Origin of the sequence: Microbacterium hydrocarbonoxydans (assembly GCF_011752045.1) — a bacterium.
Lineage (GTDB): Bacteria > Actinomycetota > Actinomycetes > Actinomycetales > Microbacteriaceae > Microbacterium.
Window position 1 is genome coordinate 1,073,520 of the sequence record NZ_JAAKXW010000001.1, and the last position, 24,968, is coordinate 1,098,487.

At 70.4% G+C, this 24,968-nt stretch carries 23 protein-coding genes and 1 riboswitch; of the genes, 12 read left to right on the forward strand and 11 right to left on the reverse strand.

Features of this window, described 5'->3' with window-relative positions; genetic code table 11:
* Window positions 1-3: 3 nt before the first annotated feature.
* From G6G98_RS05060 to gcvT, 9 genes are all read right to left on the reverse strand, one after another.
* Window positions 4-303, reverse strand: a complete 300-nt coding sequence (locus tag G6G98_RS05060) for a zf-TFIIB domain-containing protein (RefSeq protein ID WP_067350390.1) — start codon at window positions 301-303, stop codon at window positions 4-6.
* A 46-nt stretch (window positions 304-349) separates the two neighbouring features.
* Complete coding sequence (locus tag G6G98_RS05065; RefSeq protein ID WP_164233444.1) at window positions 350-916, reverse strand: PH domain-containing protein; 567 nt, start codon at window positions 914-916, stop codon at window positions 350-352.
* A gap of 2 nt (window positions 917-918) precedes the next feature.
* Complete coding sequence (locus G6G98_RS05070; RefSeq protein WP_067350383.1) at window positions 919-2,592, reverse strand: dipeptide ABC transporter ATP-binding protein; 1,674 nt, start codon at window positions 2,590-2,592, stop codon at window positions 919-921.
* Window positions 2,589-3,530, reverse strand: coding sequence for an ABC transporter permease (locus tag G6G98_RS05075; RefSeq protein ID WP_067350379.1), 942 nt, complete (start codon window positions 3,528-3,530; stop codon window positions 2,589-2,591). The genes G6G98_RS05070 and G6G98_RS05075 overlap by 4 nt, the downstream gene beginning before the upstream one ends.
* On the reverse strand, window positions 3,523-4,449 hold the full coding sequence (locus G6G98_RS05080) for an ABC transporter permease (RefSeq protein ID WP_067350376.1): 927 nt from the start codon (window positions 4,447-4,449) through the stop codon (window positions 3,523-3,525). Before G6G98_RS05080 ends, G6G98_RS05075 begins: the two co-directional genes overlap by 8 nt.
* Window positions 4,450-4,554: 105 nt before the next feature.
* Window positions 4,555-6,189: a peptide ABC transporter substrate-binding protein gene (locus G6G98_RS05085; protein WP_067350372.1), complete on the reverse strand. Its 1,635-nt coding sequence runs from the start codon at window positions 6,187-6,189 to the stop codon at window positions 4,555-4,557.
* A 205-nt stretch (window positions 6,190-6,394) separates the two neighbouring features.
* Entirely contained in the window at window positions 6,395-9,226 is a 2,832-nt protein-coding gene (gene gcvP, locus G6G98_RS05090; RefSeq protein ID WP_243842054.1) for an aminomethyl-transferring glycine dehydrogenase, read from the reverse strand.
* A gap of 61 nt (window positions 9,227-9,287) precedes the next feature.
* The gene (gene gcvH, locus G6G98_RS05095) at window positions 9,288-9,665 is read right to left on the reverse strand and encodes a glycine cleavage system protein GcvH (RefSeq protein WP_067350366.1); all 378 of its coding nucleotides are present in this window, start codon (window positions 9,663-9,665) and stop codon (window positions 9,288-9,290) included.
* On the reverse strand, window positions 9,662-10,768 hold the full coding sequence (gene gcvT, locus G6G98_RS05100) for a glycine cleavage system aminomethyltransferase GcvT (RefSeq protein WP_164233440.1): 1,107 nt from the start codon (window positions 10,766-10,768) through the stop codon (window positions 9,662-9,664). Before gcvT ends, gcvH begins: the two co-directional genes overlap by 4 nt.
* 237 nt (window positions 10,769-11,005) lie before the next feature.
* Window positions 11,006-11,100: riboswitch (glycine riboswitch) on the reverse strand.
* Between the two features lie 147 nt (window positions 11,101-11,247).
* Here gcvT and G6G98_RS05105 point away from each other — a divergent pair.
* From G6G98_RS05105 to G6G98_RS05135, 7 genes are all read left to right on the forward strand, one after another.
* Window positions 11,248-11,820, forward strand: coding sequence for an NUDIX hydrolase (locus G6G98_RS05105; RefSeq protein WP_067353505.1), 573 nt, complete (start codon window positions 11,248-11,250; stop codon window positions 11,818-11,820).
* A gap of 95 nt (window positions 11,821-11,915) precedes the next feature.
* Window positions 11,916-13,238: a quinolinate synthase NadA gene (gene nadA / locus G6G98_RS05110; RefSeq protein ID WP_164233438.1), complete on the forward strand. Its 1,323-nt coding sequence runs from the start codon at window positions 11,916-11,918 to the stop codon at window positions 13,236-13,238.
* On the forward strand, window positions 13,235-14,731 hold the full coding sequence (nadB, locus tag G6G98_RS05115) for an L-aspartate oxidase (RefSeq protein ID WP_164233436.1): 1,497 nt from the start codon (window positions 13,235-13,237) through the stop codon (window positions 14,729-14,731). The genes nadA and nadB overlap by 4 nt, the downstream gene beginning before the upstream one ends.
* Window positions 14,731-15,582, forward strand: coding sequence for a carboxylating nicotinate-nucleotide diphosphorylase (gene nadC / locus G6G98_RS05120; RefSeq protein WP_067350354.1), 852 nt, complete (start codon window positions 14,731-14,733; stop codon window positions 15,580-15,582). The genes nadB and nadC overlap by 1 nt, the downstream gene beginning before the upstream one ends.
* Window positions 15,583-15,586: 4 nt before the next feature.
* The gene (locus G6G98_RS05125; RefSeq protein WP_164233434.1) at window positions 15,587-16,726 is read left to right on the forward strand and encodes a cysteine desulfurase family protein; all 1,140 of its coding nucleotides are present in this window, start codon (window positions 15,587-15,589) and stop codon (window positions 16,724-16,726) included.
* Window positions 16,727-16,801: 75 nt separating this feature from the next.
* Complete coding sequence (locus tag G6G98_RS05130) at window positions 16,802-17,749, forward strand: glycosyltransferase family 2 protein (RefSeq protein WP_164233432.1); 948 nt, start codon at window positions 16,802-16,804, stop codon at window positions 17,747-17,749.
* A gap of 13 nt (window positions 17,750-17,762) precedes the next feature.
* Window positions 17,763-18,536, forward strand: coding sequence for an SDR family NAD(P)-dependent oxidoreductase (locus G6G98_RS05135; RefSeq protein ID WP_067350344.1), 774 nt, complete (start codon window positions 17,763-17,765; stop codon window positions 18,534-18,536).
* A 51-nt stretch (window positions 18,537-18,587) separates the two neighbouring features.
* Here the strand turns inward: G6G98_RS05135 and G6G98_RS05140 are convergent, their stop codons facing one another.
* The gene (locus tag G6G98_RS05140) at window positions 18,588-20,633 is read right to left on the reverse strand and encodes an ABC transporter ATP-binding protein (RefSeq protein ID WP_164233429.1); all 2,046 of its coding nucleotides are present in this window, start codon (window positions 20,631-20,633) and stop codon (window positions 18,588-18,590) included.
* Window positions 20,634-20,805: 172 nt separating this feature from the next.
* On the opposite strand from G6G98_RS05140, the gene G6G98_RS05145 reads away from it, so the two are divergent.
* Window positions 20,806-22,284: an MDR family MFS transporter gene (locus G6G98_RS05145; RefSeq protein WP_067350337.1), complete on the forward strand. Its 1,479-nt coding sequence runs from the start codon at window positions 20,806-20,808 to the stop codon at window positions 22,282-22,284.
* A 26-nt stretch (window positions 22,285-22,310) separates the two neighbouring features.
* On the opposite strand, the gene G6G98_RS05150 is transcribed toward G6G98_RS05145, so the two are convergent.
* Window positions 22,311-22,466 (reverse strand): hypothetical protein, encoded by a 156-nt coding sequence (locus G6G98_RS05150; RefSeq protein WP_166706058.1) that lies wholly within the window; start codon window positions 22,464-22,466, stop codon window positions 22,311-22,313.
* Window positions 22,467-22,597: 131 nt separating this feature from the next.
* Here G6G98_RS05150 and G6G98_RS05155 point away from each other — a divergent pair, with 131 nt between their 5' ends.
* The 4 genes from G6G98_RS05155 (at window position 22,598) to G6G98_RS05170 (ending at window position 24,880) form a co-directional block, all read left to right on the forward strand.
* Window positions 22,598-23,203, forward strand: a complete 606-nt coding sequence (locus G6G98_RS05155; RefSeq protein WP_164233427.1) for a carboxymuconolactone decarboxylase family protein — start codon at window positions 22,598-22,600, stop codon at window positions 23,201-23,203.
* Window positions 23,204-23,226: 23 nt separating this feature from the next.
* Window positions 23,227-23,811, forward strand: a complete 585-nt coding sequence (locus tag G6G98_RS05160) for a 1-acyl-sn-glycerol-3-phosphate acyltransferase (protein WP_067350332.1) — start codon at window positions 23,227-23,229, stop codon at window positions 23,809-23,811.
* A gap of 77 nt (window positions 23,812-23,888) precedes the next feature.
* Window positions 23,889-24,419: a DUF6328 family protein gene (locus tag G6G98_RS05165; protein WP_164233425.1), complete on the forward strand. Its 531-nt coding sequence runs from the start codon at window positions 23,889-23,891 to the stop codon at window positions 24,417-24,419.
* Window positions 24,416-24,880, forward strand: coding sequence for a GNAT family N-acetyltransferase (locus G6G98_RS05170; RefSeq protein WP_243842009.1), 465 nt, complete (start codon window positions 24,416-24,418; stop codon window positions 24,878-24,880). Before G6G98_RS05165 ends, G6G98_RS05170 begins: the two co-directional genes overlap by 4 nt.
* Window positions 24,881-24,968: the final 88 nt, after the last annotated feature.

The window sequence follows — 24,968 nt, forward strand, 5'->3', positions numbered from 1 at the left end:
CGCTCAGTCGAAGAGGTCGCTGAGCCAGCTCTCCCGCTTGCGCTTGTGCGGGCGCTGCCCGCGGTCGTCGTGGCGCGGCTGCTCGTAGCGCGGCTGCTCGTAGCGCGGCTGCTCGTAGCGCGGCTGCGTGCCATAGCTCGGCGGCTCGTATGCCTGCGGCTGCGGAGCGGATGCCGAGCGCTCGATGATCTTGTCGAGCTCGCCGCGGTCGAGCCACACGCCACGGCATTGCGGGCAGTAGTCGATCTCGATGCCGCTGCGCTCGCTCATCACCAGGGTGGAACCATCTGCGGGACACTGCATGCGACGATCCTCCCAGGCTGACCTATGAGGAGCCTCCGCAACGCCCTCAGGTGTTCGCGATGAGGACGGCCGCGGTCGCCCACACTGCGATGACTCCCAGCGCGACGAGCGCCGGCGCGTCCCAGGTGCGGCGGATCGGAGCGGATGCCGCCATCCCGGCGGCCGCGTCCCAGCGGTCGCGGATCGCTGTGAGGTCGCGCAGACCCGCGGGAGCCTTGGCGGGCTCGTCCTCGTTTCCCCGTGCACGCACGGGCCGGGAACGCGCCGGGCCTCCGTAGGAGCTGAGCGTCGAGCCGTCCTCCAGCGCGAACTCGAGCTGCCAGCGCAGATCGATGTCGCGCACCCGGTGCCAGCCGAACGTCGTGCGACGGAGGAAGTTCTGCACGACCGCGCCGTGGTCGTCGATCCGCACCGATGAGGCGAAGCTCAGCTCGTAGACCACCCAGACGATGAGCAGGATCCACGGCGCGAGCAGCAGCATCTGCCCCCAGCCGGCGCGCACCACTGCGTCGCCGAGGAGGAACAGCGCGAAGAGCACCGTCAGGATCAGGATGACGGGGCCCGAGGACGCACGGAAGGTCCGTGCGTCCTCGGGGTGTTCCGGCTTCGTCACCGTCAGCGGCCGCCGAGAGTGATCGACGCTCCCGGGATGGCCTGGAGCAGGCGCTCCGTGTACTCCTCCTGCGGGTTGGCGAAGATCTCGTCGACAGTGCCCTGCTCGACGACGCGGCCCTTCTCCATCACGCAGACGAGATCGCTCGACACGCGCACGACCGCGAGGTCGTGGGTGATGAACAGGTACGTCAGGTCGAGCTCCGACTGCAGGTCGGCGAGCAGCTTCAGGATCTGGTCCTGCACCAGCACGTCGAGCGCGGACACGGCCTCGTCGAGCACGACGATGTCGGGCTTCAGCGCGAGCGCACGGGCGATCGCGACGCGCTGGCGCTGGCCACCCGAGAGCTCGTTCGGATAGCGGGTGGCCAGTGCGCGCGGCAGGGCGACCTGGTCGAGGAGCTCCTCGACCCGCGCGCGCTGCGAAGCGCGGTCTCCGACGCTGTGGATCTGCAGCGGCTCGGCGATGGTGTTCCCGATGTTCCGCAGCGGATCCAGCGATCCGTACGGGTCCTGGAACACCGGCTGCATCCGCCGCCGCAGCCCGAACGCCTGCGCGTTCGACAGCCGCGAGACGTCCTTGCCGTCGATCTCGATCGTGCCGCTGGTCGGCTCCTCGAGCTTGAGGACCATCTTCGCCACGGTCGACTTCCCGGAGCCCGACTCCCCCACCAGCGCGAGGGTCTTGCCCTTCGGGATCTCGAAGCTGACGTCGTCGACGGCGCGGAAGGCCTCGCTGCGGAAGCCGCCCTGGCGGATCCGGTAGTCCTTCGTGAGGCCGGAGACGCGCACGGTCGGCGGGATGTCGGCGAGGTCCTCGAGCGTCTCGATGCCCCGATCCTCCACCACAGCCTGGATGCGCTGCGACGCGATGCTGGGCGCCGCGCCGACGAGCCGCTTGGTGTACGGATGCTGCGGATCCTCGAGGATCTGCCGGCTCGGGCCCGCCTCGACGATGTTCCCGTTGTTCATCACGATGATCTTCTCTGCGCGCTCGGCAGCGAGGCCGAGGTCGTGCGTGATGAGGAGCACCGAGGTGCCCTTGTCGCGCGTGAGAGAGGCCATGTGATCGAGGATCACCCGCTGGACGGTGACGTCCAGCGCCGAGGTCGGCTCATCGGCGATCAGCAGCTTCGGGTCGGCCGCGAGGCCGATGCCGATCAGCGCGCGCTGGCGCATGCCGCCGGAGAACTGATGCGGGAACTGGTGCAGGCGCCGCTCGGCATCCGCGAGCCCCGCCTGCTTCAGAACCTCGATCGCGCGCTCCCTGACCGCGGCGCGGCCCTGCGCGATGCCGTTGGCCCTGATGGCCTCCTTGACCTGGAAGCCGATGCTCCACACCGGGTTCAGGTTCGACATCGGATCCTGCGGGACGAAGCCGATGTCCCGGCCGCGCACCCCCTCCATCGCGGTGCGGCCGAGCGTCGTCAGCTCACGCCCGTCGAGGGTGATCGATCCGCCGGTGATGGTTCCGGTTCCCGGCAGGAGGTTCACGATGGCGGTCGCCGTCGTGGACTTGCCGGAACCCGACTCTCCCACGATCGCCACGGTCTCGCCGGGGTAGATGTCGAAGCTCGCTCCGTGGAGCACTTCCTTCGCGCCCTCCTGCGTGCGGAACGCGACCTTGAGGTCGCGCACGCTCAGCAGCGGGATCCGTGCGGCTGCGTTATCGCTCATCGACGCGCCCTCGCCTTCGGGTCGAGGGCGTCTCGGATGAGCTCACCCAGGGTCACGAACGCGAGCACCGCGAGGGTGAGCGCGATCGACGGATAGATGAGCGCCATCGGAGCGACGCGGAGCGACGCCTGCGCCGCGCCGATGTCGAGTCCCCACGACATCACGCTGCTTCCGAGACCGACGCCGAGGAACGACAGGGTCGCCTCCGCGACGATGGAAGCGGCGAGGCTGAGCGTGGTCACGACGAGCAGCGGCGCGAGAGCGTTCGGGATGACGTGCCCGATGAGCGTGCCGAACTTGGAGCGTCCGAGCGCGCGGGATGCCACGACGAAGTCCGCCTGCCGCACCCTCAGAACCTCGGCGCGCACGACGCGGGCGGTCGACGCCCAGGCGAAGCCTCCGATCGCAAGGGCCAGCACCGGCACCGACCGGTACTGCGAGAAGACCGTCATCACGACGACGGCCGCGAGGATGTACGGGATCGCGAAGAAGATGTCACCGACCCGGGAGAGGAACGAGTCGAGCCAGCCTCCGTAGAAGCCCGCCAGCGCACCCATGATGAGCCCCAGCACGGAGGAGATCAGGGTGGCGAGCAGACCGACGGAGAGCGAGGTCTGAGCACCCCAGATGATGCGCGCGTAGATGTCGCAGCCCTGGAAGGTGTACCCGAGCGGATGACCGGCTGCGGGACCGTCGTTGCTGTACTGCAGTTCGCAGGCCCGCGGGTCGACCGAGGTGAACAGAGTCGGCCAGAGCGCCATCACGAGGAAGAAGACGGCGAGGACGACGGATGCCCAGAACAGCGGGCGACGCCGGAGGTCGACCCAGGCGTCCCGCCAGAGGTTGCTCGGCTTCTCCGCGACCCGGACCACGTCGACCGCGATGCTCTCGGTCTCGACCGGAGCGACGTAATGATGCTGAGTTGTGGGGTCAGGCATAGCGGATCCTTGGGTCGAGCAGACCATAGAGCAGGTCGATGACGAGGTTCACCAGGACGTACAGGATCACGAACACCGTGACGAAGGAGACCACGGTCGGTCCTTCGTTGCGGATCGCGGCGTTGTACAGCGTGTTGCCGACGCCGGGGACGTTGAAGATCGCCTCGGTGACGGTCGCGCCGACGAGCAGCACGCCGAAGTTGGTGGCCGAGTTCGTGATCACCGGGATCAGCGAGTTGCGCAGCACGTGCACCGGGATCACGCGACCGCGTGAGAGACCCTTGCTGTAGGCGGTGCGCACCCAGTCCTGGTTGAGGGTGTCGATCACCGAGCTGCGCATCAGGCGCATGCTCACCGCGTACAGGCTGAAGCCGAGCACGATCGCCGGCAGCCACAGACCGCCCCAGTCGTTGTCGGAACCGACCGTGGGCTTGAAAAGGCCCCACTGGATCGCGAGGAAGTACTGCGCGAGGAACGCCACGACGAAGATCGGGATGGCGATCGCGACGAGCGCGATGATCAGCGCGACGTGGTCGAACAGCTTGCCCTTGCGGAGCGCAGAGATGGTTCCGATGATGATGGCGAGCGTGAACTCGATCCCGATCGACATCACCGCGAGCCGTCCCGTGACCGGGAGCGTCTCCGCGAGCACGGCCGAGACGGGTCGACCCGAGAACGTGTCCCCGAGGTTCCCCGTGAACACGCCGCTGATGTAGTACCAGTACTGGACGATGAACGGGTCGTTCAGGTGGTAGTGCTCGCGCAGCTGCTCGACGACCGCCGGGTTCGGGGTGCGGTCGCCGAAGAGCGCGAGGATCGGGTCGCCGGGCATGGCGAACACGAGGAAGTAGATGAGCAGGGTGGCTCCGAAGAACACCGGAATCACCTGCAGGAGACGTCTCAGGATATAACCGAGCATCAGTTGTCCCGTCGGGTCAGGAGGCGAGGAAGTCGTGACGGATACAGCCTGTGAGGCGGTGACGAAAGAATCGTCACCGCCTCACAGGGTGAGTATCGTCAGACTTTACTCGCCGGCCTTCGTGACCTGGTAGAGGATCGGCCAGGTGTCCCAGCCGAACTCCACGTTCTCGACGTCCTCACCCCAGGCGCCCATGGCGTTGGTGTACCAGAGCGGGATGGCCGGGAGGTCCTGGAACAGGATCTCCTGCGCCTGCTGGAACTTCTCGATGCCGGCCTCGACGTCCGGAGCCGCCGCACCCTCGTCCAGGAGAGCGTCGAACTCGGGGTTCGAGTAGTCGCCGTCGTTCGAGCCTGCGCCCGTGCCGAAGATCGGGCCGAGGCCGTTGAACATCGACGGGTAGTCGAACTGCCAGCCGGTCCGGAAGGCGGTGGTCGACTGACGCTCGGTGATCAGCGTGCGGTGCTCGGCGAAGGTCGGGATCGGCTTGCCGGCCGCCTCGATGCCGAGGTTGTTCTTGATCTGGTTCGCGACTGCGTCGACCCAGCCCTGGTTCGGGCCGTCGGCGTTGTACTGGATCTCGAAGGATCCGGTCCACGGGGCGATGGCGTCGGCCTCGGCCCACAGCTCCTTGGCCTTGTCCGCGTCGAACTCGAGCACCTCGGAACCGGGGATGTCCTCGGAGTAGCCGTCGATCACCGGCGAGGTGAAGTCCTTCGCCGGGGTGCGGGTGCCGTTGAAGACGACGTCGGTGATCTCCTCGCGGTTGATCGCGTGCGAGATCGCGGCGCGGCGCAGCTGACCCTCCTCACCGCTGAAGTGCTCGAGGCGCTCCGGAATGGTGATCGTGGCGTTCGCGGCAGCCGGCTGGTTGACCGTGCGGCCCTCGAAGTCGGTCTCGAACGTCTGCAGCGCGCTGTCCGGGATCTCCTGGATGATGTCCAGGTCGCCGCCCTGCAGGTCGGCGTAGGCGGCGTCGGTCGACGCGTAGAGGATCATGTCCACGCCGCCGTTCTGCGCCTCGCGGGGGCCGGTGTAGTCCTCGTTCTTGACGAGGTCGATGCGCACATTGTGCTGCCAGGCACCCTCCTCCTCGAACTTGTACGGACCGTTGCCGACCGGGTTCTCGCCGAAGGCCTCGAGGTCCTCCCACGCGGAGGCCGGCAGCGGGAAGTATGCCGTGTAGCCCAGTCGGAGCGGGAAGTCGGACTCCGGCTGCTTCAGCTTGACCGTGAAGGTCAGGTCGTCGACGACCTCGAGACCGGACAGCTCGGGGACGTTCTCGTCGTACGAGAAGCCCTCGATGGAGTCGAAGAAGTAGCTCGAGAGCTGCGCGTTGTCGAGCGCTGCGCCGTAGTTCCACGCCTTGACGAACGACTCGGCGTCGACCGGGTCGCCGTTCGTGAAGGTCTGGTCCGGCTTGATCTTGATCGTGTAGGTCTGCGCGTCCTCGGTCTCGATGGACTCGGCGAGGTCGTTGTGCACGGCGCCCTCGGCGTCGTAGTACACCAGACCGGCGAAGATGCTCTGCAGCACCAGGCCACCGCCCACCTCGTTGGTGTTCGTCGGGATCAGCGGGTTCTGCGGTTCGGTGTTGTTGACCGAGATGACGGCGGTGGGATCACCGGACGAGGTGTCATCCCCGGGTTCCGGGCTTCCGCCGGCCGAGCATCCGGCGAGCGCCAGGGCCCCGATCGCGAAGAGTGCGGTGCCCGCGAGGGCGATCTTGTTCCGCTTCACTTGTGTCCTCCTGTTGGACGATCAGACTGCGCGCTCATCGTCGAGCGCGAAGGGATAGTTGAGACTAACCCGTGCCGGGACCCACTCCTAACAGAGTGAATGAACCGTTACTGAGTGGTGATCAAAGGCTTTCGTCTGGTACACCAAACGGCGCCGTGCACACCCGCTCCGGGTGTGCACGGCGCCGTCTCCGATCAGGGTGCGTTCAGGCGAAGGCCTCAATCGGCGGGCAGGCGCAGACCAGGTTCCGGTCGCCGTACGCCTGGTCGATGCGACGCACCGGCGGCCAGTACTTGCCCGCGACGAGGGCGTGCACGGGATACGCCGCCTCCTCGCGCGTGTAGGCGTGCGTCCACTCCCCCGCGATGAGGGAGACGGCCGTGTGCGGGGCGTTCACGAGCGGGTTGTCGTCGGCCGGCCACCGTCCGGACGCCACGGCATCCGCCTCGGCCTTGATCATGATCATCGCCTCGATGAAGCGCTCGATCTCGCCCAGGTCCTCCGACTCGGTCGGCTCGACCATGAGTGTGCCGGCGACCGGGAACGACATCGTCGGCGCGTGGAAGCCGTAGTCGATCAGGCGCTTGGCGACGTCGTCGACGCTGATGCCGGTGGCCTCCTTGAGCGGACGCAGGTCGAGGATGCACTCGTGCGCCACTCGGCCGTTCTCGCCCGTGTACAGCACCGGGTAGTGCTCACCGAGGCGGGCCGCGATGTAGTTCGCGGAGAGCACGGCCGCCGCGGTCGCGTGACGGAGGCCATCGGCGCCCATCATTCGCACGTACGCCCACGAGATCGGCAGGATGCCGGCGGAGCCGTACGGCGCCGCGGAGATCGGACCGCCCTCGAACACGAAGCCGCCGGCGTGCTCCGCGCGCTGCGCGAGCGGGTGCGACGGGAGGAACGGCGCGAGGTGGGCCTTCGCCGCGACCGGGCCGACGCCCGGTCCGCCTCCGCCGTGCGGGATCGCGAAGGTCTTGTGCAGGTTGAGGTGCGAGACGTCGCCGCCGAGGTCGCCGAAGCGCGCGTAGCCGAGGAGGGCGTTGAGGTTGGCGCCGTCGACGTACACCTGACCGCCGGCCTCGTGCACCGCGGAGGTGATCTCGACGACATCGTGCTCGTACACGCCGTGCGTGGACGGGTATGTGATCATCAGAGCCGCGAGGTCGTCGGCGTGCTGGGCGATCTTCGCGCGCAGGTCGCCGAGGTCGACGTTGCCGAGCTCGTCGGTCGCGACGACGACCACCTTCATGCCTGCGAGCACGGCGGATGCCGCGTTCGTGCCGTGCGCGGACGACGGGATGAGGCACACGGTGCGGTGCGCGTCGCCGTTCGCGTGGTGGTAGCCGCGGATCGCGAGGAGACCAGCGAGCTCGCCCTGCGAACCGGCGTTCGGCTGCAGCGAGACGGCGTCGTACCCGGTGACCTCGGCCAGCCATCCCTCGAGCTGGGTGATGAGATCCAGGTACCCCTGCACGTCGGACGCGGGCGCGAACGGGTGGATGCCGGCGAACTCCGGCCACGTGATGGCGGCCATCTCGGTCGCGGCGTTCAGCTTCATCGTGCACGAGCCCAGCGGGATCATTCCGCGGTCGAGCGCGTAGTCGCGGTCGGCGAGGCTCTTGAGGTACCGCATCATGGCGGTCTCGCTGCGATGCGCGTGGAAGACGGGGTGCGTGAGGTACTCGTCCTCACGGAGAAGTGCCTCAGGGAGAGCTCCGTTCGAACCGGCGCCGAAGAGGCCGAAAACGCGCTCCTGCTTCCCGCCGAACACCATCGCGACCTGATGCAGCTCGGTGACGGTGGTGGTCTCGTCCACGGAGATGCCGAGGGTGTCGGCATCCGCCACGTGCAGGAGGATGCCGTACCCGTCGTGCGCCTGTGCGGCGAACTCGGCCGCGCGGCCGGGGACGCGCACCGTGAGGGTGTCGAAGAACGCGCCGTGCACGACCTCGATGCCGGCCTCGACCAGCCAGTCGCGCAGCAGGGCGGCCTTCGCGGCGGCCTCGGCGGCGATCGCCTTCAGCCCGTCCGGACCGTGATAGACCGCGTACATCGACGCCATCACGGCGAGGAGCACCTGTGCCGTGCAGATGTTCGAGGTCGCCTTCTCGCGGCGGATGTGCTGCTCTCGCGTCTGCAGCGAGAGGCGGTACGCGGGCTTGCCGTCGGCATCCACCGAGACACCCACGAGGCGACCGGGGAGCTGGCGCTCGAGGCCCCCGCGCACGGCCATGTAGCCGGCGTGCGGTCCGCCGAAGCCCATCGGCACGCCGAAGCGCTGAGTGGTGCCCACCGCGACGTCCGCGCCGAGCGAGCCCGGCGAGGCGATCAGCGTGAGCGCGAGCAGATCGGCCGCGGCGACCGCGAGGCCGCCGGCGAGGTGGGCGGCGTCGATCACGGCGGACGGGTCCCAGACCCGGCCCGACGCTCCGGGGTACTGCACGAGGACGCCGAAGAGCTCGGACGGCAGCTCCTCCCCCGCCGCGAAGTCGACGGTCACGAGGTCGATGCCCACGGCATCCGCCCGCGCCGCGAGCAGCGCCTTCGTCTGCGGGAGCGCGTCGGCGTCGACCGCGAAGACGTTCGAGTTCGACTTCGAGGCGCGACGCGCGAGCAGCATGCCCTCCACGACGGCGGTGGACTCGTCGAGCATCGAGGCGTTGGCCGTGGTGAGCCCGGTGAGCTCGGCGACCATCGTCTGGAAGTTGATGAGCGCCTCCAGGCGCCCCTGGGAGATCTCCGGCTGGTACGGCGTGTAGGCCGTGTACCAGGACGGGTTCTCGAGCACGTTGCGCTGGATCACCTGCGGGGTGATCGTGCCGTAGTACCCGAGGCCGATCATCGGCCGGTTCACCGCGTTCCGCGAGGCGAGGGCGCGCAGCTCGGCGAGCGCCTCGGTCTCGCTGGCGGCGCCCGGGATGACGGAGTCCGTCGTGGCTGCGGTGAAGATGGACGACGGCACCGCCTGGCGCATCAGCGCCTCGACGGGGCTCCAGTCCTCGAGCGCGGATTCCACGCCCAGCGCCGCCAGCATGGTGCGCTGAGCGGACTCGGGCGTTCCGATATGACGATCGGCGAAAGAGACCACTTGGGGATCAGCCCTCCGTGTGCGCGACGTAGGCGTCGCGGTCGAGCAGTCCGTCGAGCGCGCCGTCGGCGACCTCGACCTTGATGAGCCACGCGTCCTCGAACGGCGAGGAGTTCAGCAGCGCCGGGTCGTCGACGACGGCCTGGTTGATCTCGGTCACCGTGCCGGCCACGGGGGCGTAGAGCTCGGAGACCGACTTGGTGGACTCCGCCTCGCCGAACACGTCGCCGCGGGAGAACGCGGTGCCGACGGCGGGAAGCTCCACGAAGACGATGTCGCCGAGGGCGTCAGCCGCGAAGTCGGTGATGCCGACGGTCGCCACGGCGCCGTCGAGCGCGACCCACTCGTGCTCTTCGCTGTACTTGAGGGTGGTCAGATCGGTCATTTGGTCCTCCGATAGAAAGGCAGGGCGGTCACGGTCGCGGGGATCTTCGTCCCCCGCACATCAAGGAATACTGCGGTTCCCTCTTCCGCGGAAGACGGGTCGACGTAGGCCATCGCGATGGGGTGGCCCAGCGTCGGGCTCAGGGCGCCGCTGGTGATCTCGCCGAGCACGGTGCCGTCCTCGGACACCACGGCGTAGCCGGCGCGGCCGGCGCGCTTTCCCTCCGCGGCGAGGCCGACGAGCACGGGGGCGTCGGATGCCGCCTCGATGCCGTCCCTGCCGACGAAGCGCTCCTTCGCGGTGACGACGACGCGGCCGAGGCCCGCCTGCACCGGCTTGGTGTCCAGCGTCAGCTCGTGGCCGTAGAGGGGCATGCCGGCCTCGAGACGGAGGGTGTCGCGGGCGGCGAGACCGGCCGGCACGAGGCCCTGCGGCTCGCCTGCGGCGAGCACGGCATCCCACAGCGCGGTGGCGTCCTCGGCTGCGACGAGCAGCTCGAAGCCGTCCTCGCCGGTGTAGCCGGTGCGGGCGAGCAGGAGGGGCTTGCCGGCGAAGGTGGCCGAGGCCCAGGCGTAGTACCTCTGCTCGGACCAGGGGATGCTGACCTCGTCGATGCCGGCGGTCGCGGCGAGGATGGCCTCTGCGTTCGGACCCTGCACGGCGATGAGCGCATAGTCGTCGGAGACGTCGACGACGTCGACCTCGAAGCCGTCGGTGCGCGCGGAGAGCGCCTCGCGGACGGCATCCCGGTTGCCGGCGTTGGAGATGATGAGGAAGTCGTCGTCCTGCAGCCGGTAGACGATGACGTCGTCGACGATGCCGCCGGTCTCGGCGAGCAGCAGCGAGTACTTCGCCTTGCCCACGGCGAGCGCCGAGAGCCGGCCGGCCAGCGCGTAGTCGAGGTAGTCCGCGGCGCCGGCGCCGCGGACGGTGAACTCGGCCATGTGCGAGATGTCGAAGATGCCGGCGCCCTGGCGGACGGCGTGGTGCTCGGCGAGGTCGGACGTGTAGCGCACCGGCATCTGCCAGCCGCCGAAGTCGGTGAAGGACGCGCCGAGAGCCTCGTGGCGCTCGCGCAGCGGGGTGTAGCGGGGTTCGGACATGGAGTTCTCCCGGGCTGGGTCGGGCGGAACGGCGACGCCGCCGCTCCTCGGAACTCCCCCTCTGTCATGGGCCTGAGAGCTTCGCCCAGGGACTGGGCTTTCACCGTCGGCGGATCTCATGCGAGGAAGACAGGTGGGAGACTCGCGGAACTCGTCTCACCAGGGTTTCGACTCGGGCGTGGACGCCCTCGCTCAACCCGATTTCTTGCTTCGCTCGAAATCGCTTTTCAGAGTGGCCGGAACCGCGCGGTACGCGTACCTGAGAGATTGGCGGGGAGGCTTGCTCCTTCGGTGCCCGGCTGCGTTCGCCGGGGCTCTCCCGCGTGGGTCATACGGCCTGTGTTCGGTTGTGCACCCAGTCTAGCGGTTCGCCTAGGCTCATCTGTGTGACTGTGGAGGCCGGCGAGAACGACGCGATCCGCGTCGGCGTCTCCACCGTGATCTTCTCCCTGCGGTCGGCTCCCGACGGCGACCGGCTCATGCTGCCGCTGGTGCGGCGGACGCGCGAGCCCCACCTGGGGATGTGGGCCCTTCCCGGCGGCTGGCTCGACCCCGCCGAGGATCTGGACGCCGCGGCATCCCGCACCCTCGCCGAGACCACCGCGCTGGCGCCGAGCTACCTGGAGCAGCTGTACACCTTCGGCGCGGTCGATCGCGCGCCGTCGCGCGCGATCGCCATCGTCTACTGGGCGCTGCTGCGCTCCGACCTGGTGGACGCGCAGCGCGCGGTCGAAGACGCCCCGGAGAACGTCGAGTGGTTCGACGCCGACGACCTGCCGGAGCTGGCGTTCGATCATGGGCGGATCGCCGAGTACGCGCTGTGGCGCCTGCGCAACAAGGTGGGGTACAGCACCATCGCGGCCGGGCTCCTGCCCGATGAGTTCACGCTGACCGAGCTGCGCGAGGTGTACGAGGCGGTGCTCGGCCGGAGGCTCGACCCGTCGAACTTCCGGCGTCTGCTCGAGGGAAGCGACGAGCTCGTGCCGACCGAGTCGTTCCGCACGGGCAAGCACCGTCCGGCCCGGCTGTACCGGTACAACGGGAGCGCGTGAGCCGTCGGGAAGTCCCACCGATTGCAGTTCTGGTCATTTCGACATAATCTGTTGGCAGGCAGTAAATGTCACGACGACCAGAAGGCGGCTTCCCGATGCCCACGTCCTCGCTCCCCCTGCTCGACGCGTCGGTCGACCACGCGATCCAGGCGATCGTCTCGGGTGCGTCCACGGACGCCACCTGCAGCACCGACCTCGCCGCCGGCCCCTGGGACTTCGACGCCCGCCCCGGCTACGGCCCTGGCTCCTCGATGGGCGACGTCATCCCCACCGGCGCCCCTCGGCAGGGCGAGCTCCCCGCCGCCTACCGTGAGGCGAGCGAGGAGGAACTCGACTCCCGCATCCGCGCCGCCAAGGCGACCCTGGGCGACCGTGTCGTGATCCTCGGGCACTTCTATCAGCGCGAGGAGGTCGTGAAGCACGCCGACTACGTCGGGGACTCCTTCCAGCTCGCCACCGCCGCGAAAGGCCGGGCGGATGCCGAGGCCATCGTTTTCTGCGGCGTGCACTTCATGGCCGAGACCGCGGATCTCCTCTCCACACCGGAGCAGGCGGTCATCCTCCCCAACCTCGCCGCCGGGTGCTCGATGGCGGACATGGCCGACATCGACCAGGTCGAGGACTGCTGGGAGCAGCTCGCCGAGATCTACGGCGACATGGATGCTCCGGACGAGGACGGCCGCGTGCCCGTCATCCCGGTCACCTACATGAACTCCTCGGCCGCGATCAAAGGCTTCGTCGGACGCCACGGCGGGATCGTCTGCACCTCGTCGAACGCGCGGACCGTGCTCGAGTGGGCGTTCGAACGCGGACGGCGCGTGCTGTTCTTCCCCGATCAGCACCTGGGCCGCAACACCGCCAAGGCGATGGGCGTGCCCCTGGAGCGGATGCCGATGTGGAACCCGCGCAAGCCGCTCGGCGGCTCCGCCGAGACGGACCTGCTCGACGCGCAGGTGATCCTCTGGCACGGCTTCTGCTCGGTGCACCGCCGGTTCACGGTCGCCCAGATCGAGCAGGCGCGCGCAGAGCATCCCGGCGTTCGCGTCATCGTGCACCCGGAGTGCCCGATGGAGGTCGTCGATGCGGCCGATGAGGCGGGATCGACCGACTACATCCGGCGCGCGATCGACGCCGCGACGGCGCCTGCCACGTTCGCGATCGGCACCGAGATCAACCTCGTCCGCCGGCTGGCCGCCCAGTACCCGCAGCACGAGATCTTCTGCCTCGACCCGGTCGTGTGCCCGTGCTCCACGATGTACCGCATCCACCCCGGCTACCTCGCCTGGGTGCTCGAGGAGCTCGTCGCCGGACGCACGCCGAACCGCATCACCGTGCCGGCGGACGTCGCCGATCCGGCTCGGGTGTCGTTGGAGCGGATGCTCGCGGCGAAGCCCCCGGCCGCTGCGGGGCCACGATGAACGTCATCGTCGTCGGCTCGGGGATCGCAGGACTGACCGCAGCACTGCACGCGCATGAGGGCGGGCACCGGGTCACGCTCGTCACCAAGGGCGCGCTCGGCGACGGCTGCACGGGCTACGCCCAGGGCGGCGTCGCCGGGATCTACGGCCCCGGGGACTCCGCGGCACAGCACGCGTCCGACACGCTCGACGCGGGCGCGGGCCTGTCGGATGCCGCCGCCGTCGCCGTGCTCGTGCAGGAGGGCGCCGACCGCATCGCAGAGCTGATCGCGCGCGGCGTCGCCTTCGATCGGGGCGCCGACGGCGAGCTCCTGCTGGGCCGTGAGGCCGCGCACAGCCACGCGCGCATCGTGCACGCGGGCGGCGACGCGACCGGCGCAGTCATCTCGCGCGCCCTGGTCTCCGCGGTCAGGGCGACCACGATCGCCGTGCACGAGCGGGCCTTCCTCGTCGATCTCGTCGTGACCGATGGCGCGGCGCGCGGCATCCGGATCCTGGCGGGCGGAGAGGTCTCCGAGCTGCACGCCGACGCCGTGATCCTGGCGACCGGCGGCGCGGGGCAGCTGTACGCGCACACGACCAACCCTCTCGGCGCAACCGGAGACGGCATCGCCGCGGCCCTGCGCGCGGGAGCGGCGGTCGCGGACCTGGAGTTCGTCCAGTTCCACCCCACCATCCTCGCCGCGGGTCCGGCGTTCCTCATCTCCGAGGCCGTGCGCGGCGAGGGCGCGACGCTCATCGACGACGAAGGGCGCCGCTTCACCTTCGACAGCCACCCCGACGGGGAGCTCGCCCCGCGCGACGTCGTGTCGCGCGCCATCGCCAGGCAGGCCGCCGCGCAGGGATCCCCGGTGCGGCTCGACGCCACGATGCTGGGTGCGGAGAGGCTGCGCCGCCGGTTCCCGACGATCGACCGCGTGACCCGCGAGCGCGGCTTCGACTGGGCCGCGGAGCCGATCCCGGTGACGCCCGCGGAGCATTACCTCATGGGCGGCGTCGTCACCGACCTCGACGGCCGCACGAGCATCCCCGGCGTCTTCGCGGTGGGCGAGGTCGCTCGCACCGGCGTGCACGGCGCGAACCGGCTGGCGTCCAACTCGCTGCTCGAGGGTGCCGTGTTCGGCGCCCGCGCGGCGGCGGCCCTGGGCAGTCCCGCGCTCCCGTATGAGTTCGTGTCGCCGCCGAGCCGTTTCCGCGACCGGAACTCATACCGGAGCGGGGCTCCGGCCGTCCGGTTCGGCAGGGACGCGCTCCAGCGGCTGATGTGGGACGAGGTCGGGCTGCTGCGCACGAGCGAAGGGCTCGCCCGCGCCGCCGAGACGATCCGCGGCTGGCGAGCCGCCGCATCCGCGCCCGCCACCCTCGCCGAGCACGAGGACGCGAACCTGCTCCTGCTCGCCGAGGCCACGGCATCCGCCGCACTCGCCCGCACCGGCAGCGTCGGCGCGCACTACCTCGAACCCGCCACGGAACCCGTCCTGGAGACCGTCTGATGCTCACCGCCGCCACCATCGCCCGTGTCGTCGGCGCGGCCCTGGAGGAGGACGCCCCCTGGGGCGACCTCACCAGCACGACCCTGCTGCCGGCGGACGCCACCGCCACCGCCGACCTCGTCGCGCGCGAGTCGGGGGTGTTCAGCGGCGGCGAGGTGTTCAGCGCCGCGTTCGCGCTCACCGACCCGTCCCTCGTCGTCGACGTCCACGTGGGCGACGGTGACGCCTTCGCCCCCGGCGACGTGCTCGCCTCCGTGTCCGGCTCCGCGCGCAGCATCCTCACGGCGGAGCGCATCGCGCTGAACTTCACCCAGCGCATGAGCGGCATCGCCACCCTGACCGCCGCCTACGTGCGGGCGATCGAGGGCACCTCGGCGCGCATCGCCGACACGCGCAAGACGACTCCCGGGCTGCGCGCCTTCGAGCGCCACGCGGTCGTCTCGGGCGGCGGGCACAACCACCGGTACTCGCTGTCGGATGCCGTGATGGCGAAGGACAACCACCTCGCCGTGCTGCAGCGCTCGGGGGCGGACCTCGCGACCGCCCTCCGCGAGGCGTTCGCGCAGCTCCCCCACACGACCCACGTGGTGGTCGAGGTCGACCGGCTCGACCAGATCCCCGCCGTGCTCGACGGCGGTGCGCACACGGTGCTGCTCGACAACTTCTCCCTCGACGACCTGCGCGCCGGGGTCGCGCTCATCGGCGACCGCGCGCAGGCCGAGGCCTCGGGCGGTGTGAACCTCGACACGGTCGCGGGCATCGCGGCGACCGGCGTCGACGTCATCTCGGTGGGTGCGCTCACGCACTCGGCCAGGGCCCTCGACCTGGGGCTCGACGTCCGGATCGACTGATCGCATGCTCTACCTCGACCACGCCGCCACGTCCCCGGTCCGCCCGGAGGTGCTCGAGGCGATGCGCCCGTACCTCACGGGAGTGTTCGGCAATCCGTCGAGCCACCACACCGTCGGCGAGGCCGCGGCGAGCGCCCTGGAGGACGCCAGGGCCAGGGTCGCCCGCGTGCTCGGCATGCGCACCGGCGACGTCGTGTTCACCGCCGGCGGCACCGAGGCGAACAACCTCGCGGTCAAGGGGATCGTGCTGGCCTCCCTGGCGCGCGGGCGACGGCACGTCGTCGTCTCCCCGATCGAGCACGAATCGATCCTGGAGTCCGCCGCGTATCTGCAGCGCTTCCACGACGTGTCCGTCTCGTCCCCGGTCGTCGACGGTGCGGGGAGCATCACCCCCGAAGCGCTGTCCGGCGCGCTGCGCGAGGACACCGCACTGGTCACGTTCGGCCACGCGAACAACGAGATCGGAACGGTGCAGGATGCCGCCGCGCTGACGGCGGTCGCACGGGGCGCCGGCATTCCCGTGCATGTCGACGCGGTGCAGTCCGCCGGATGGCTGCCGCTCGACGCGATCGGCGCCGATGCCGTGTCGATCGCCGGGCACAAGCTCGGCGCCCCCAAGGGCACCGGCGCACTGGCCGTCCGCGGACGCATCCCGCTCGAACCGCTGCTGCACGGCGGCGGCCAGGAGCGAGGCCGGCGCTCGGGCACCGAGAACGTCGCGGGAGCGGTCGCCCTGTCGACGGCCCTCGACCTCGCGGAGTCGGAGCGCGCGGAGAGCGCGGCCCGTGTGCGCGCGGCCACCGAGCGGTTCATCGCGGGCGTGCTCGCCGCGGTGCCGGGGGCCGCCCTCACCGGGCATCCGGTCGATCGGCTGCCCGGCACCGCGAGCTTCACCTTCGCCGGGACGAGCGGCGAGGCCGTGCTGCTGGAGCTGGAGCGCCGGGGTGTGGTGTCGTCCAGCGGGTCGGCCTGCGCGGCCGGCAGCGACGAGCCCTCGCACGTGCTTCTGGCGTGCGGCATCGCCCCCGAGGTCGCACAGACCTCCGTGCGCTTCACCTTCGGACGCGAGCCGCTCCCCGACGGCGCTCCCGAGCAGCTCGCCGCCCTGGTCGCAGCATCCGTGCGCGCCGTCTCCCTCCCCTGACCTCGCGGGAACTCGACGCACAGCCGACGCCGCCCGAGCGAGCACGTGCCGCGCGGTCGGCCATAGACTCGGCTGGTGACCGCTTCCGCCCCGATCGTGACGCTGATCGTCCCCGGTCGCGACATCGCCGCCTTCGCTCCCGCGGCGCTGAACTCCCTGCGCGCGCAGACGGAGACCCGCTGGCGGGCGGTCCTCATCGACGACGGCTCCGTCGACGGCACACGCGACCTCTTCACTGCGGCTGCGGCCGCCGACCCGCGGTTCCGGATGCTGCGCAATGCCGAGCCGCGGGGTCTCGGCGCCGCGCGCAACCAGGGCCTCGACCTCGTCGACACCCCGTATCTCGGCTTCCTCGACGGCGACGACGAGCTCGTGCCGACGGCCCTCGGCCGTCTCACCGGAACCCTCGAGCGCTCCGGGAGCGATTTCGCCGCCGCCGCGTACGTGCGCTCCCGCCACGACGGCGATGGATACCGCCCCGGCCGGGTGCAGCCCTGGGTCGTCGCCGCCACGTCCCCCGAGCGCCTCGGCACCACGATCGTCGAGCATCCGCACGCCTCGGCGAACATCGTCGCCTGGTCGAAGGTCAGCCGGACCGAGTTCTGGCAGGATCTGCGCTTCCCCGAGCACGTCGCGTACGAGGATCAGATCGTCGCCCAGGAGATGTACACCCGAGCCCGCGCCTTCGACGTGATCCCCGACGCGCTCGTGCACTGGCGCCTCCGCGCCGACGGCAGCTCCATCACGCAGGGCAAGGCGAGGCTCGCCGTGCTCCGCGACTACCTGGCCGCTCTCCGCGGCGGCATCCGGGTGCTGCACGAGGCCGGGGCCGCCGCCGCGGTGACGGCACGGCTCGAGCTGATCCTGGCGATGGACGTGCCGCCGCTCGTCGAGATCGCCGCGACGCATCCCGACCCGGCCTACGCCGCAGAGCTCGATGCCTTCCTCGAGGAGCTCCGCGCCCTGCCGGAGTTCGCCGCCGCACGCCCGGACCCGACTCTCGCCGCCGCGCTCGCGTGGTGACCTCAGGAGACCGATGAACGACTATCTCGCAGACCTCTTCTCCCTGGACGGACGCACGGCCGTGGTGACCGGCGGCAGCTCCGGCATCGGCCGGGGCATCGCCACCGCTCTCGCCCGCGCGGGTGCGGCGACGGTGATCGTGGCGCGCGGGGAGGCGCGGATCGAGGCGACGGTGAAGGAGCTCGCCGAGGCCGGCTGCCGTGCGGCGGGTGTCGTCGGCGACCTCTCCACCCGAGACGGGATCCGCGCGACGGCGGAGGCGGCGGCCGAGCCGTTCGGCGAGCCCGACATCCTGGTGAACTCGGCCGGCATCAACATCCGTCCGCCCTACGCGGAGATCACCGAGGCCGACTGGGACGCCACGATGACCGTCAACGCCCTCGCCCCGTTCCTGCTCGGGCAGCGCTTCGCCCGGGGCATGGCGGAACGCGGCTACGGGCGTCTCATCCACATCAGCTCGCAGCAGGCGCACCGCGCCTTCGTCGGCAGCGGGGTCTACGGCGCCTCCAAGGGCGCGGTCGAGTCGCTGATGCGCTCAGAGGCCGAGGCATGGGGCGGCACCGGCGTCACCAGCAACACTCTCGTGCCCGGGTTCGTGCTCACGCCGCTGAACGCGCGCCTCCAGGAGGACAAGGCCCAGATCGCCGCCCTCGCCGCGCGCACGATGATCGGCCGCAACGGACTGCCAGAGGACTTCGCCGCGGCCGCCGTGTTCCTCGCAGGGGCCGGGTCTGCGTACATCACCGGCCACTCGCTCTTCGTCGACGGCGGGCTGTCGGTGCACTGACCCGCGCGAGAGTCCCGCCCGCAGCGGCCCGCGTCGCGGCGCATCCGGCCGTCAGGCGCCGGACGGCTGCGTCCGGTCCGCGTCGGCGGCTGGTTCGGGGAGCAGCACCGGCGCGGTGAGCGCTGTCTCGGCGTCCGCCGCCGCCGGCTCCTCGGGCGCGCGGTCGGCGCGACGCCCGGCGAGCGCGGCGTCGAGCCCGCCGGACACCGCCTCCATGGCCGTCTCGGACTGCAGCACGCGGGACGAGGCGACCTGCTGCTCGGCGAGCTCGGCGTAGAGACCGCCGCGGGCGAGGAGCTCGGCATGCGTGCCTGATTCGATGATCCGGCCGGCGTCGAGCACGTGGATCATGTCGGCGCCCATCACCGTGGACAGCCGGTGCGCGATCGTGAGCGTGGTGCGCCCCCGCGCGGCCTCATCGAGGGCTTCCTGCACCACCCGCTCCGAGACGGTGTCGAGAGCCGAGGTCGCCTCGTCGAGCAGCAGCACCGGCGGGTCCTTCAGCAGCACCCGCGCGATCGCGATCCGCTGCTTCTCGCCGCCGGAGAGCCGGTACCCGCGTTCACCCACGATCGTGTCGTATCCCCGCTCGAAGCCGGCGATGATGTGGTGGATGTTGGCTGCCGTGCACGCCGCCATCAGCTCGTCCTCGGTGGCGTCGGGCTTCGCATAGAGCAGGTTGTCGCGGATGCTCGCGTGGAACAGGTAGGTCTCCTGGGAGACGATGCCGACCTGATCGATCAGGGACTCCTGTGTCAGCGTGCGCACGTCGGCGCCTGCGAACAGCACCGCGCCGCCGTGCGCCTCGTAGAGCCGGGGCGCGAGGTAGAGCACGGTGGTCTTGCCCGCACCCGACGGCCCCACGAAGGCCACGTGCTGTCCCGGTTCGGCGACGAAGGACACGCCCTGCAGTGTCGCCCGGGCGTCGGGGGCGGCGTCCGGGTAGCGGAAGACGACGTCGGCGAACTCGATCCGCCCGCGGGGTCCTGGCGCGCGGTCGACGGGGATCGCGTCCGGCGCATCGGTGATCTCGGGCACCAGATCGAGGTACTCGAAGATGCGGGCGAACAGGGCCGACGATGTCTGCAGGTCGAGCGACACCCGCATGAGCCCCATCAACGGCATCAGCAGCCGCGCCTGCACGGTGGTGAAGGCGACGACGGTGCCGGCCGTGATCGCCCCCGTCCCGCCCGCGATGAGCCACCCGGACACGAGGTAGATCACGGCGGGGACGCTGGCCATGATCACCTGGACGACCGCGAAGAACCCCTGGCCGCTCATCGCTCGGCGCACCTGCAGCTTCACCTGGTTGCGGTTCTCCGCCTGGTACCGCTCCGACTCCGTGCGCTGCCGGTTGAACGCCTTCGACAGGAGCATCCCGGACACGCTCAGGGTCTCCTGGGTGATCGAGGTGAGCTCGGAGAGCGATTCCTGGGTCTCCCCCGCGATGCGGGCGCGCACCTGTCCCACCCGCCGCTGGACCAGCACGAGGAACGGCATCAGCACCACGGCGATGAGCGTGAGCCTCCAGTCGATGAGGATCATCGCCACCAGCGACGCCACGACCGTCACCGCGTTGCCCAGGATGCTCGTCACCGTGTTGGTCAGGACGCCGGAGACGCCGCCGACGTCGTTCTGCAGCCGCGACTGGATGACGCCGGTCTTGGTCCGGGTGAAGAAGCCGAGCTCCATGGCCTGCAGGTGCTCGAAGAGGCGGACCCGCAGGTCGCCGGTGACATGGTTGCCGACGGTGGAGGTGAGCCAGGTCTGCACGACGCCGAGCACCGCCGACAGCAGGAAGAGCCCGACCATCACGATGACGAGGACGAGCAGGAGCTCGAGCTGCGGTCGCCCGCCGGCGACAGGGAACAGCGCGTCGTCGAAGATTCTCTGGACGATCAGCGGAGGGATGACGGCGATGCCTGCGCCGGCGACGACGAGGATCCCGGTGAGGAGGATCCGCCAGCGGTAGGTGCGGAACAGCTCGATCACCCGGGCGCCGAGTCCGGAGATGCGGGGCGCCTCGGCGTTGATGCGCCGCTGCGCGGTCTCGTCGACGCCGTGGAATCCGCCCCGAGGTCCGCCGCCCATGCTCATCCCGCCAGCGTACCCAGCGCCGCGGACACCGCGGCCGCTCCGGGGAGGCCGCATCCGCTGTCGGCGGATTCCTGTGAGAACGGAATGAAATGTCCGAGGATGCCGTTACGCTGAGTGACTCTCGTGCAGTTCGCACGCTCCCCCATTCCGACGACGCCTCAGGAGGCCGCCCATGTCTGCCGTCGAAACCGGTCCCGTGTCGACGACCCCGGCCCCCGCCACCGGCCTCATCCCCCGCCGCGACATGCGCGTGATCTGGGTGCTGCTGACCGCCGCCTTCGTCGCCATCCTCAACGAGACGACGATGGGGATGGCGATCCCGCACCTCATCACCGATCTCGGCATCACCCCGATCGCGGCGCAGTGGGTGACCAGCGCCTTCATGCTCACGATGGCCGTGGTCATCCCGACCACCGGATTCCTGCTGCGCCGGTTCACGACGCGCCAGGTGTTCCTCTCCGCGCTGGCGCTGTTCTCCGGCGGCACCCTGCTGGCGGCCCTCGCGGTCGGCTTCGAGATGCTGCTCGTCGCGCGCGTCGTGCAGGCCGGCGGCACCGCGATGCTCATGCCGCTGCTCATGACGACGATCATGAACCTGGTGCCGAACGAGTCGCGCGGGCGCATGATGGGCCGCGTCAGCATCGTCATCTCGCTCGCGCCGTCGATCGGCCCGACCATGTCCGGCTTCCTGCTCGACCACTTCGGCTGGCGCTCGATCTTCGTCGTCGTGCTGCCGATCGCCCTCGCCGCCATGTTCGTCGGCTGGCGCTGGCTGACCGACGTCGGCGAGACCACGGATGCTCCGCTCGACGTGCTGTCGATCATCCTCTCGGCATTCGGCTTCGGCGGCATCGTCTACGGTCTCAGCCAGATCGGCTCGCTGGCCGAGGGCGGGGCCAACCCCGCCCCGCTGGCGATCTCCCTGGCCGTGGGCGTCATCGCCTTCGCCGTGTTCCTCTGGCGTCAGGTCGTGCTGCAGCGCGAGGACGACGCGCTCCTCGACCTCCGCGTCTTCACGTCGCTCGGCTTCTCGCTCTCGATGGCGCAGATGTTCCTGCTGTCGCTCGCGTTCTTCGGCACGATCACCCTCGTTCCGCTGTACCTGCAGAACGCGCTGAAGCTGTCGACCCTCGACTCCGGGCTCATCGTGCTCCCGGGAGCGCTCGCGATGGGACTGCTCGGCCCCGTCATCGGCCGCATCTACGATGCGCGCGGCACGCAGATCCTGCTGATCCCCGGCTCGATCCTCGCCGCCGCCACGTTGTGGTTCTACACGACGGTCGGCGTGCACACCCCGGTCTGGGTGATCCTGATCTCGCAGATCCTGCTGTCGGTCGGCCTGGCCCTGTCGTTCACGCCGCTCTTCACCGCCTCGCTCGCCTCACTGACGCCGAAGTTCTATTCGTACGGCAGCGCGGTGATCGGCACCGTCCAGCAGGTCGCCGGCGCCGCCGGGATCGCGGTGATGGTCGCCCTGTTCACGGTGGTCACGAACGAGAACGGCGGCACCGAGGTGCCGGAGGCCGTGGCGACCGGCTCCCAGGCGGCATTCCTCATCGGAGCGGTGATCGCGACCCTCACCGTCGTCGGCGCGTTCTTCATCCGCAAGCCGGCGGACGACGGCATGAGCGCCCCGCACGCCGGTCACTGACAGGCGCCGGACGACGGCGTCTGCCGCTACTCGCCCTGCTTCACCGCAGGCGCGGGAACGTGGCAGACGCCGTCGCTGCAGTAGCCGGCGGCGACACCGCTGAGCAGGTTCAGAGCCCCCGGCAGCGGCCGCAGTCCCTCGGGGGCGTCGACTGCGGTGATCTCGCCGTGCGTGTCGGTCATCCTTCGATGGTACGCCCGTGGAGGGCGACGGGCTCCGGGCCCCTTCCACCCCCGGTGGCTGCGGCGTAGTCTTCGCTCAGCGGTGGCGCCGCCTCCGCCGCATGCCCCGCACGGATGCGAAGGAGCCTCCCATGATCGTCACTCCCCCGCCCGTCGAGGACGCGGAGGGCCACGTGGCCGAGATGTACGCGGGCGACCTCGACGCCGACGGCTTCGTCTTCGCCCACACGCAGGCCATGGCCGTCAACCCCGACGCCCACCTCGCGTTCGAGAGCCTCATCCGCGCCATCCTCCCCTCCATCGGCATCCGCGTCTACGAGGCCGCCACGCTCGGCGCCGCGCGCACGATCGGCTCCACGCACTGCCTGCTCGCCCACGGCCGCAAGTCGCTCCGCGCCGACGTGGTCGACGAGGAGGGGCTCGGCGCCTTCGCGCGCGGCGATGACAGCGCGTTCAGCGCCGCCGAGCAGACCGTGATCCGGTATGCGTCGAAGCTGTCGTCCGACCCGGGCGCGATGACGGATGCCGACACCCAGGAGCTGCGCGAAGCGGGCTACTCCGACCGCCAGATCGTGGACATCACGCTCGCCGCGGCCGCCAGGAACTTCTTCAGCCGCGCGCTGCTCGCCCTCGCGGTGCCGACCGACGCGGTCCCCGGATTGGAGCGATCCCTCGCCGAGGCGCTGGTGCGGAGCGCCCGATCGGGAGGACGGCAACAGGCGACGGCGGATCGATAGCAGCTCTCCCGTACGGTTGTCTGATGCTCAGACGCCTCCTCGCCCGCCTCTACTGGACGTTCAGCCGCTGGACGCTGGCCGGCGAAGCCGCCCCCTCCCGGCCGACCGTGCTCATCGGCGCCCCGCACACCTCGAACTGGGACTTCGTGCTGATGCTGGCGATCGCCTGGCGTCTGGGCATCGAGGTGCACTGGCTGGGGAAGAAGAGCCTCTTCCACGGCTGGCGCGGCCCCCTCATGCGCCGGCTCGGCGGCATCCCCGTCGACCGCGCAGACCCGGCGCGTGTCGTGCAGGATGTCGTGGACCAGGTCAGGGCGGGCGGCGTGTTCGGCCTGGTCGTCACGCCGGACGGCACGCGCGGCGGGAACGCGTACTGGAAATCAGGCTTCTACCGCATCGCCCGCGAGACCGGCATGCCGGTGACTCTGGGCTTCGTCGACCGCACCACCATGACCACGGGGCTCGGGCCGACCTTCGACCTCACCGGCGACGTCGCCGCGGACATGGACCGGATCCGCGAGTTCTACGCGGACAAGGCGGGGCTCCGTCCGGAACGCCGCACGGAACCGCGCCTGCGCGAGGAGGGCCCGGCGGCGTCAGCCGGGTGACGCGTGGCAGTGCACCATACGGCCGCAGGAAGGCAAGCCCCTGGACACCCTGCTCGCGGGCGCACGAGACTGAGCGCATGGACGCCGAACGACGACCCTCACACGACGCGGACCGCGACGATCGCGCCGACGGCCGGGACGAGACGCCCAACGAGCGGGCGGACCGCAATTGGTCCGAGCTCCTGCAGGAACTGCGCGTCATGCAGACGGGCACGCAGATCCTGACCGGGTTCCTGCTCGCGGTCGCGTTCCAGCCGCGGTTCACCGACATGGATGGGCTGCAGCGCGGGCTGTACATCGTGCTCGTGGCGCTCGCGGCGCTCGCGACCATCCTCGCGCTCGCGCCGGTCGGCATGCATCGCGCCCTCTTCGGCAGCCGGCGCAAGCCCGAGCTGGTGAAAGTGGCCTCGCGGATCGTGAAGCTCGATCTCTTCGTCATCGCGGCGCTCACCGTCGGGGTCACCACCCTCATCGTCGACTTCGCGCTCGACCGGATCGCCGGCCTCGTGACGCTCGTCTGCTCGCTGATCGTCGTGGCCGCGGTGTGGCTGGCGCTCCCCGGCGCGATCCGGCATGCTGTGGGCGCGGACGACGAGGACGCCCGGTGAGCGACCGGCCGGAGATCTCGCCGCTGAGAGAGACGGATGCCGGCGAGCTGCTGACGCTGCAGCGCGCGGCGTTCGTGTCGGAGGCGCAGATCTACGGCAGCGCGGACATGCCGCCCCTCACCCAGACGCCGGAGGAGCTGGCGGCGGAGATCCGTGCCGACGGCGGCCTGGGCGCTCGCGTCGGCGGCCGCCTGGTCGGAGCGATCCGCTTCACGGTCGACGACGACCTGCTCCTCATCGGCCGCATCGCCGTCGCCCCGGATCAGCAGGGAGCGGGGATCGGGAGACTCCTTCTCGAGGCGGCGGAGCAGGCCTCGGGAGCTGCGGAGGCGGAGCTGTTCACCGGGAGCCTCAGCGAGGCGAATCTCCGCCTCTACCGGTCCTGCGGCTACCGCGAGAGCGAGCGCGTGCCCGACGGGGACGGCGTCGCGCAGGTCTTCCTCCGCAAGCGGCTCCGATGATGGGAGGTCCCTCCGAATCGGCGCAAGGGGGTTGAGACACCCGCGCCAGTGGGGAATCGTGGCCCGGACATGTCGCGACCGCGCCATG

Bases quoted from the DNA above. Each gene is read 5' to 3' on its own strand.
- G6G98_RS05155 (WP_164233427.1), top strand. From the start codon at position 22,598: ATGATCGTCACTCCCCCGCCCGTCGAGGACGCGGAGGGCCACGTGGCC.
- gcvP (WP_243842054.1), bottom strand. From the start codon at position 9,226: ATGCTGGCGGCGCTGGGCGTGGAATCCGCGCTCGAGGACTGGAGCCCC.
- nadA (WP_164233438.1), top strand. From the start codon at position 11,916: ATGCCCACGTCCTCGCTCCCCCTGCTCGACGCGTCGGTCGACCACGCG.
- nadB (WP_164233436.1), top strand. From the start codon at position 13,235: ATGAACGTCATCGTCGTCGGCTCGGGGATCGCAGGACTGACCGCAGCA.
- gcvH (WP_067350366.1), bottom strand. From the start codon at position 9,665: ATGACCGATCTGACCACCCTCAAGTACAGCGAAGAGCACGAGTGGGTC.
- G6G98_RS05125 (WP_164233434.1), top strand. From the start codon at position 15,587: ATGCTCTACCTCGACCACGCCGCCACGTCCCCGGTCCGCCCGGAGGTG.
- nadC (WP_067350354.1), top strand. From the start codon at position 14,731: ATGCTCACCGCCGCCACCATCGCCCGTGTCGTCGGCGCGGCCCTGGAG.
- G6G98_RS05135 (WP_067350344.1), top strand. From the start codon at position 17,763: ATGAACGACTATCTCGCAGACCTCTTCTCCCTGGACGGACGCACGGCC.
- G6G98_RS05105 (WP_067353505.1), top strand. From the start codon at position 11,248: ATGCTGCCGCTGGTGCGGCGGACGCGCGAGCCCCACCTGGGGATGTGG.
- gcvT (WP_164233440.1), bottom strand. From the start codon at position 10,768: ATGTCCGAACCCCGCTACACCCCGCTGCGCGAGCGCCACGAGGCTCTC.
- G6G98_RS05075 (WP_067350379.1), bottom strand. From the start codon at position 3,530: ATGCCTGACCCCACAACTCAGCATCATTACGTCGCTCCGGTCGAGACC.
- G6G98_RS05160 (WP_067350332.1), top strand. From the start codon at position 23,227: ATGCTCAGACGCCTCCTCGCCCGCCTCTACTGGACGTTCAGCCGCTGG.
- G6G98_RS05070 (WP_067350383.1), bottom strand. From the start codon at position 2,592: ATGAGCGATAACGCAGCCGCACGGATCCCGCTGCTGAGCGTGCGCGAC.
- G6G98_RS05060 (WP_067350390.1), bottom strand. From the start codon at position 303: ATGCAGTGTCCCGCAGATGGTTCCACCCTGGTGATGAGCGAGCGCAGC.
- G6G98_RS05080 (WP_067350376.1), bottom strand. From the start codon at position 4,449: ATGCTCGGTTATATCCTGAGACGTCTCCTGCAGGTGATTCCGGTGTTC.
- G6G98_RS05165 (WP_164233425.1), top strand. From the start codon at position 23,889: ATGGACGCCGAACGACGACCCTCACACGACGCGGACCGCGACGATCGC.
- G6G98_RS05145 (WP_067350337.1), top strand. From the start codon at position 20,806: ATGTCTGCCGTCGAAACCGGTCCCGTGTCGACGACCCCGGCCCCCGCC.
- G6G98_RS05140 (WP_164233429.1), bottom strand. From the start codon at position 20,633: ATGAGCATGGGCGGCGGACCTCGGGGCGGATTCCACGGCGTCGACGAG.
- G6G98_RS05150 (WP_166706058.1), bottom strand. From the start codon at position 22,466: ATGACCGACACGCACGGCGAGATCACCGCAGTCGACGCCCCCGAGGGA.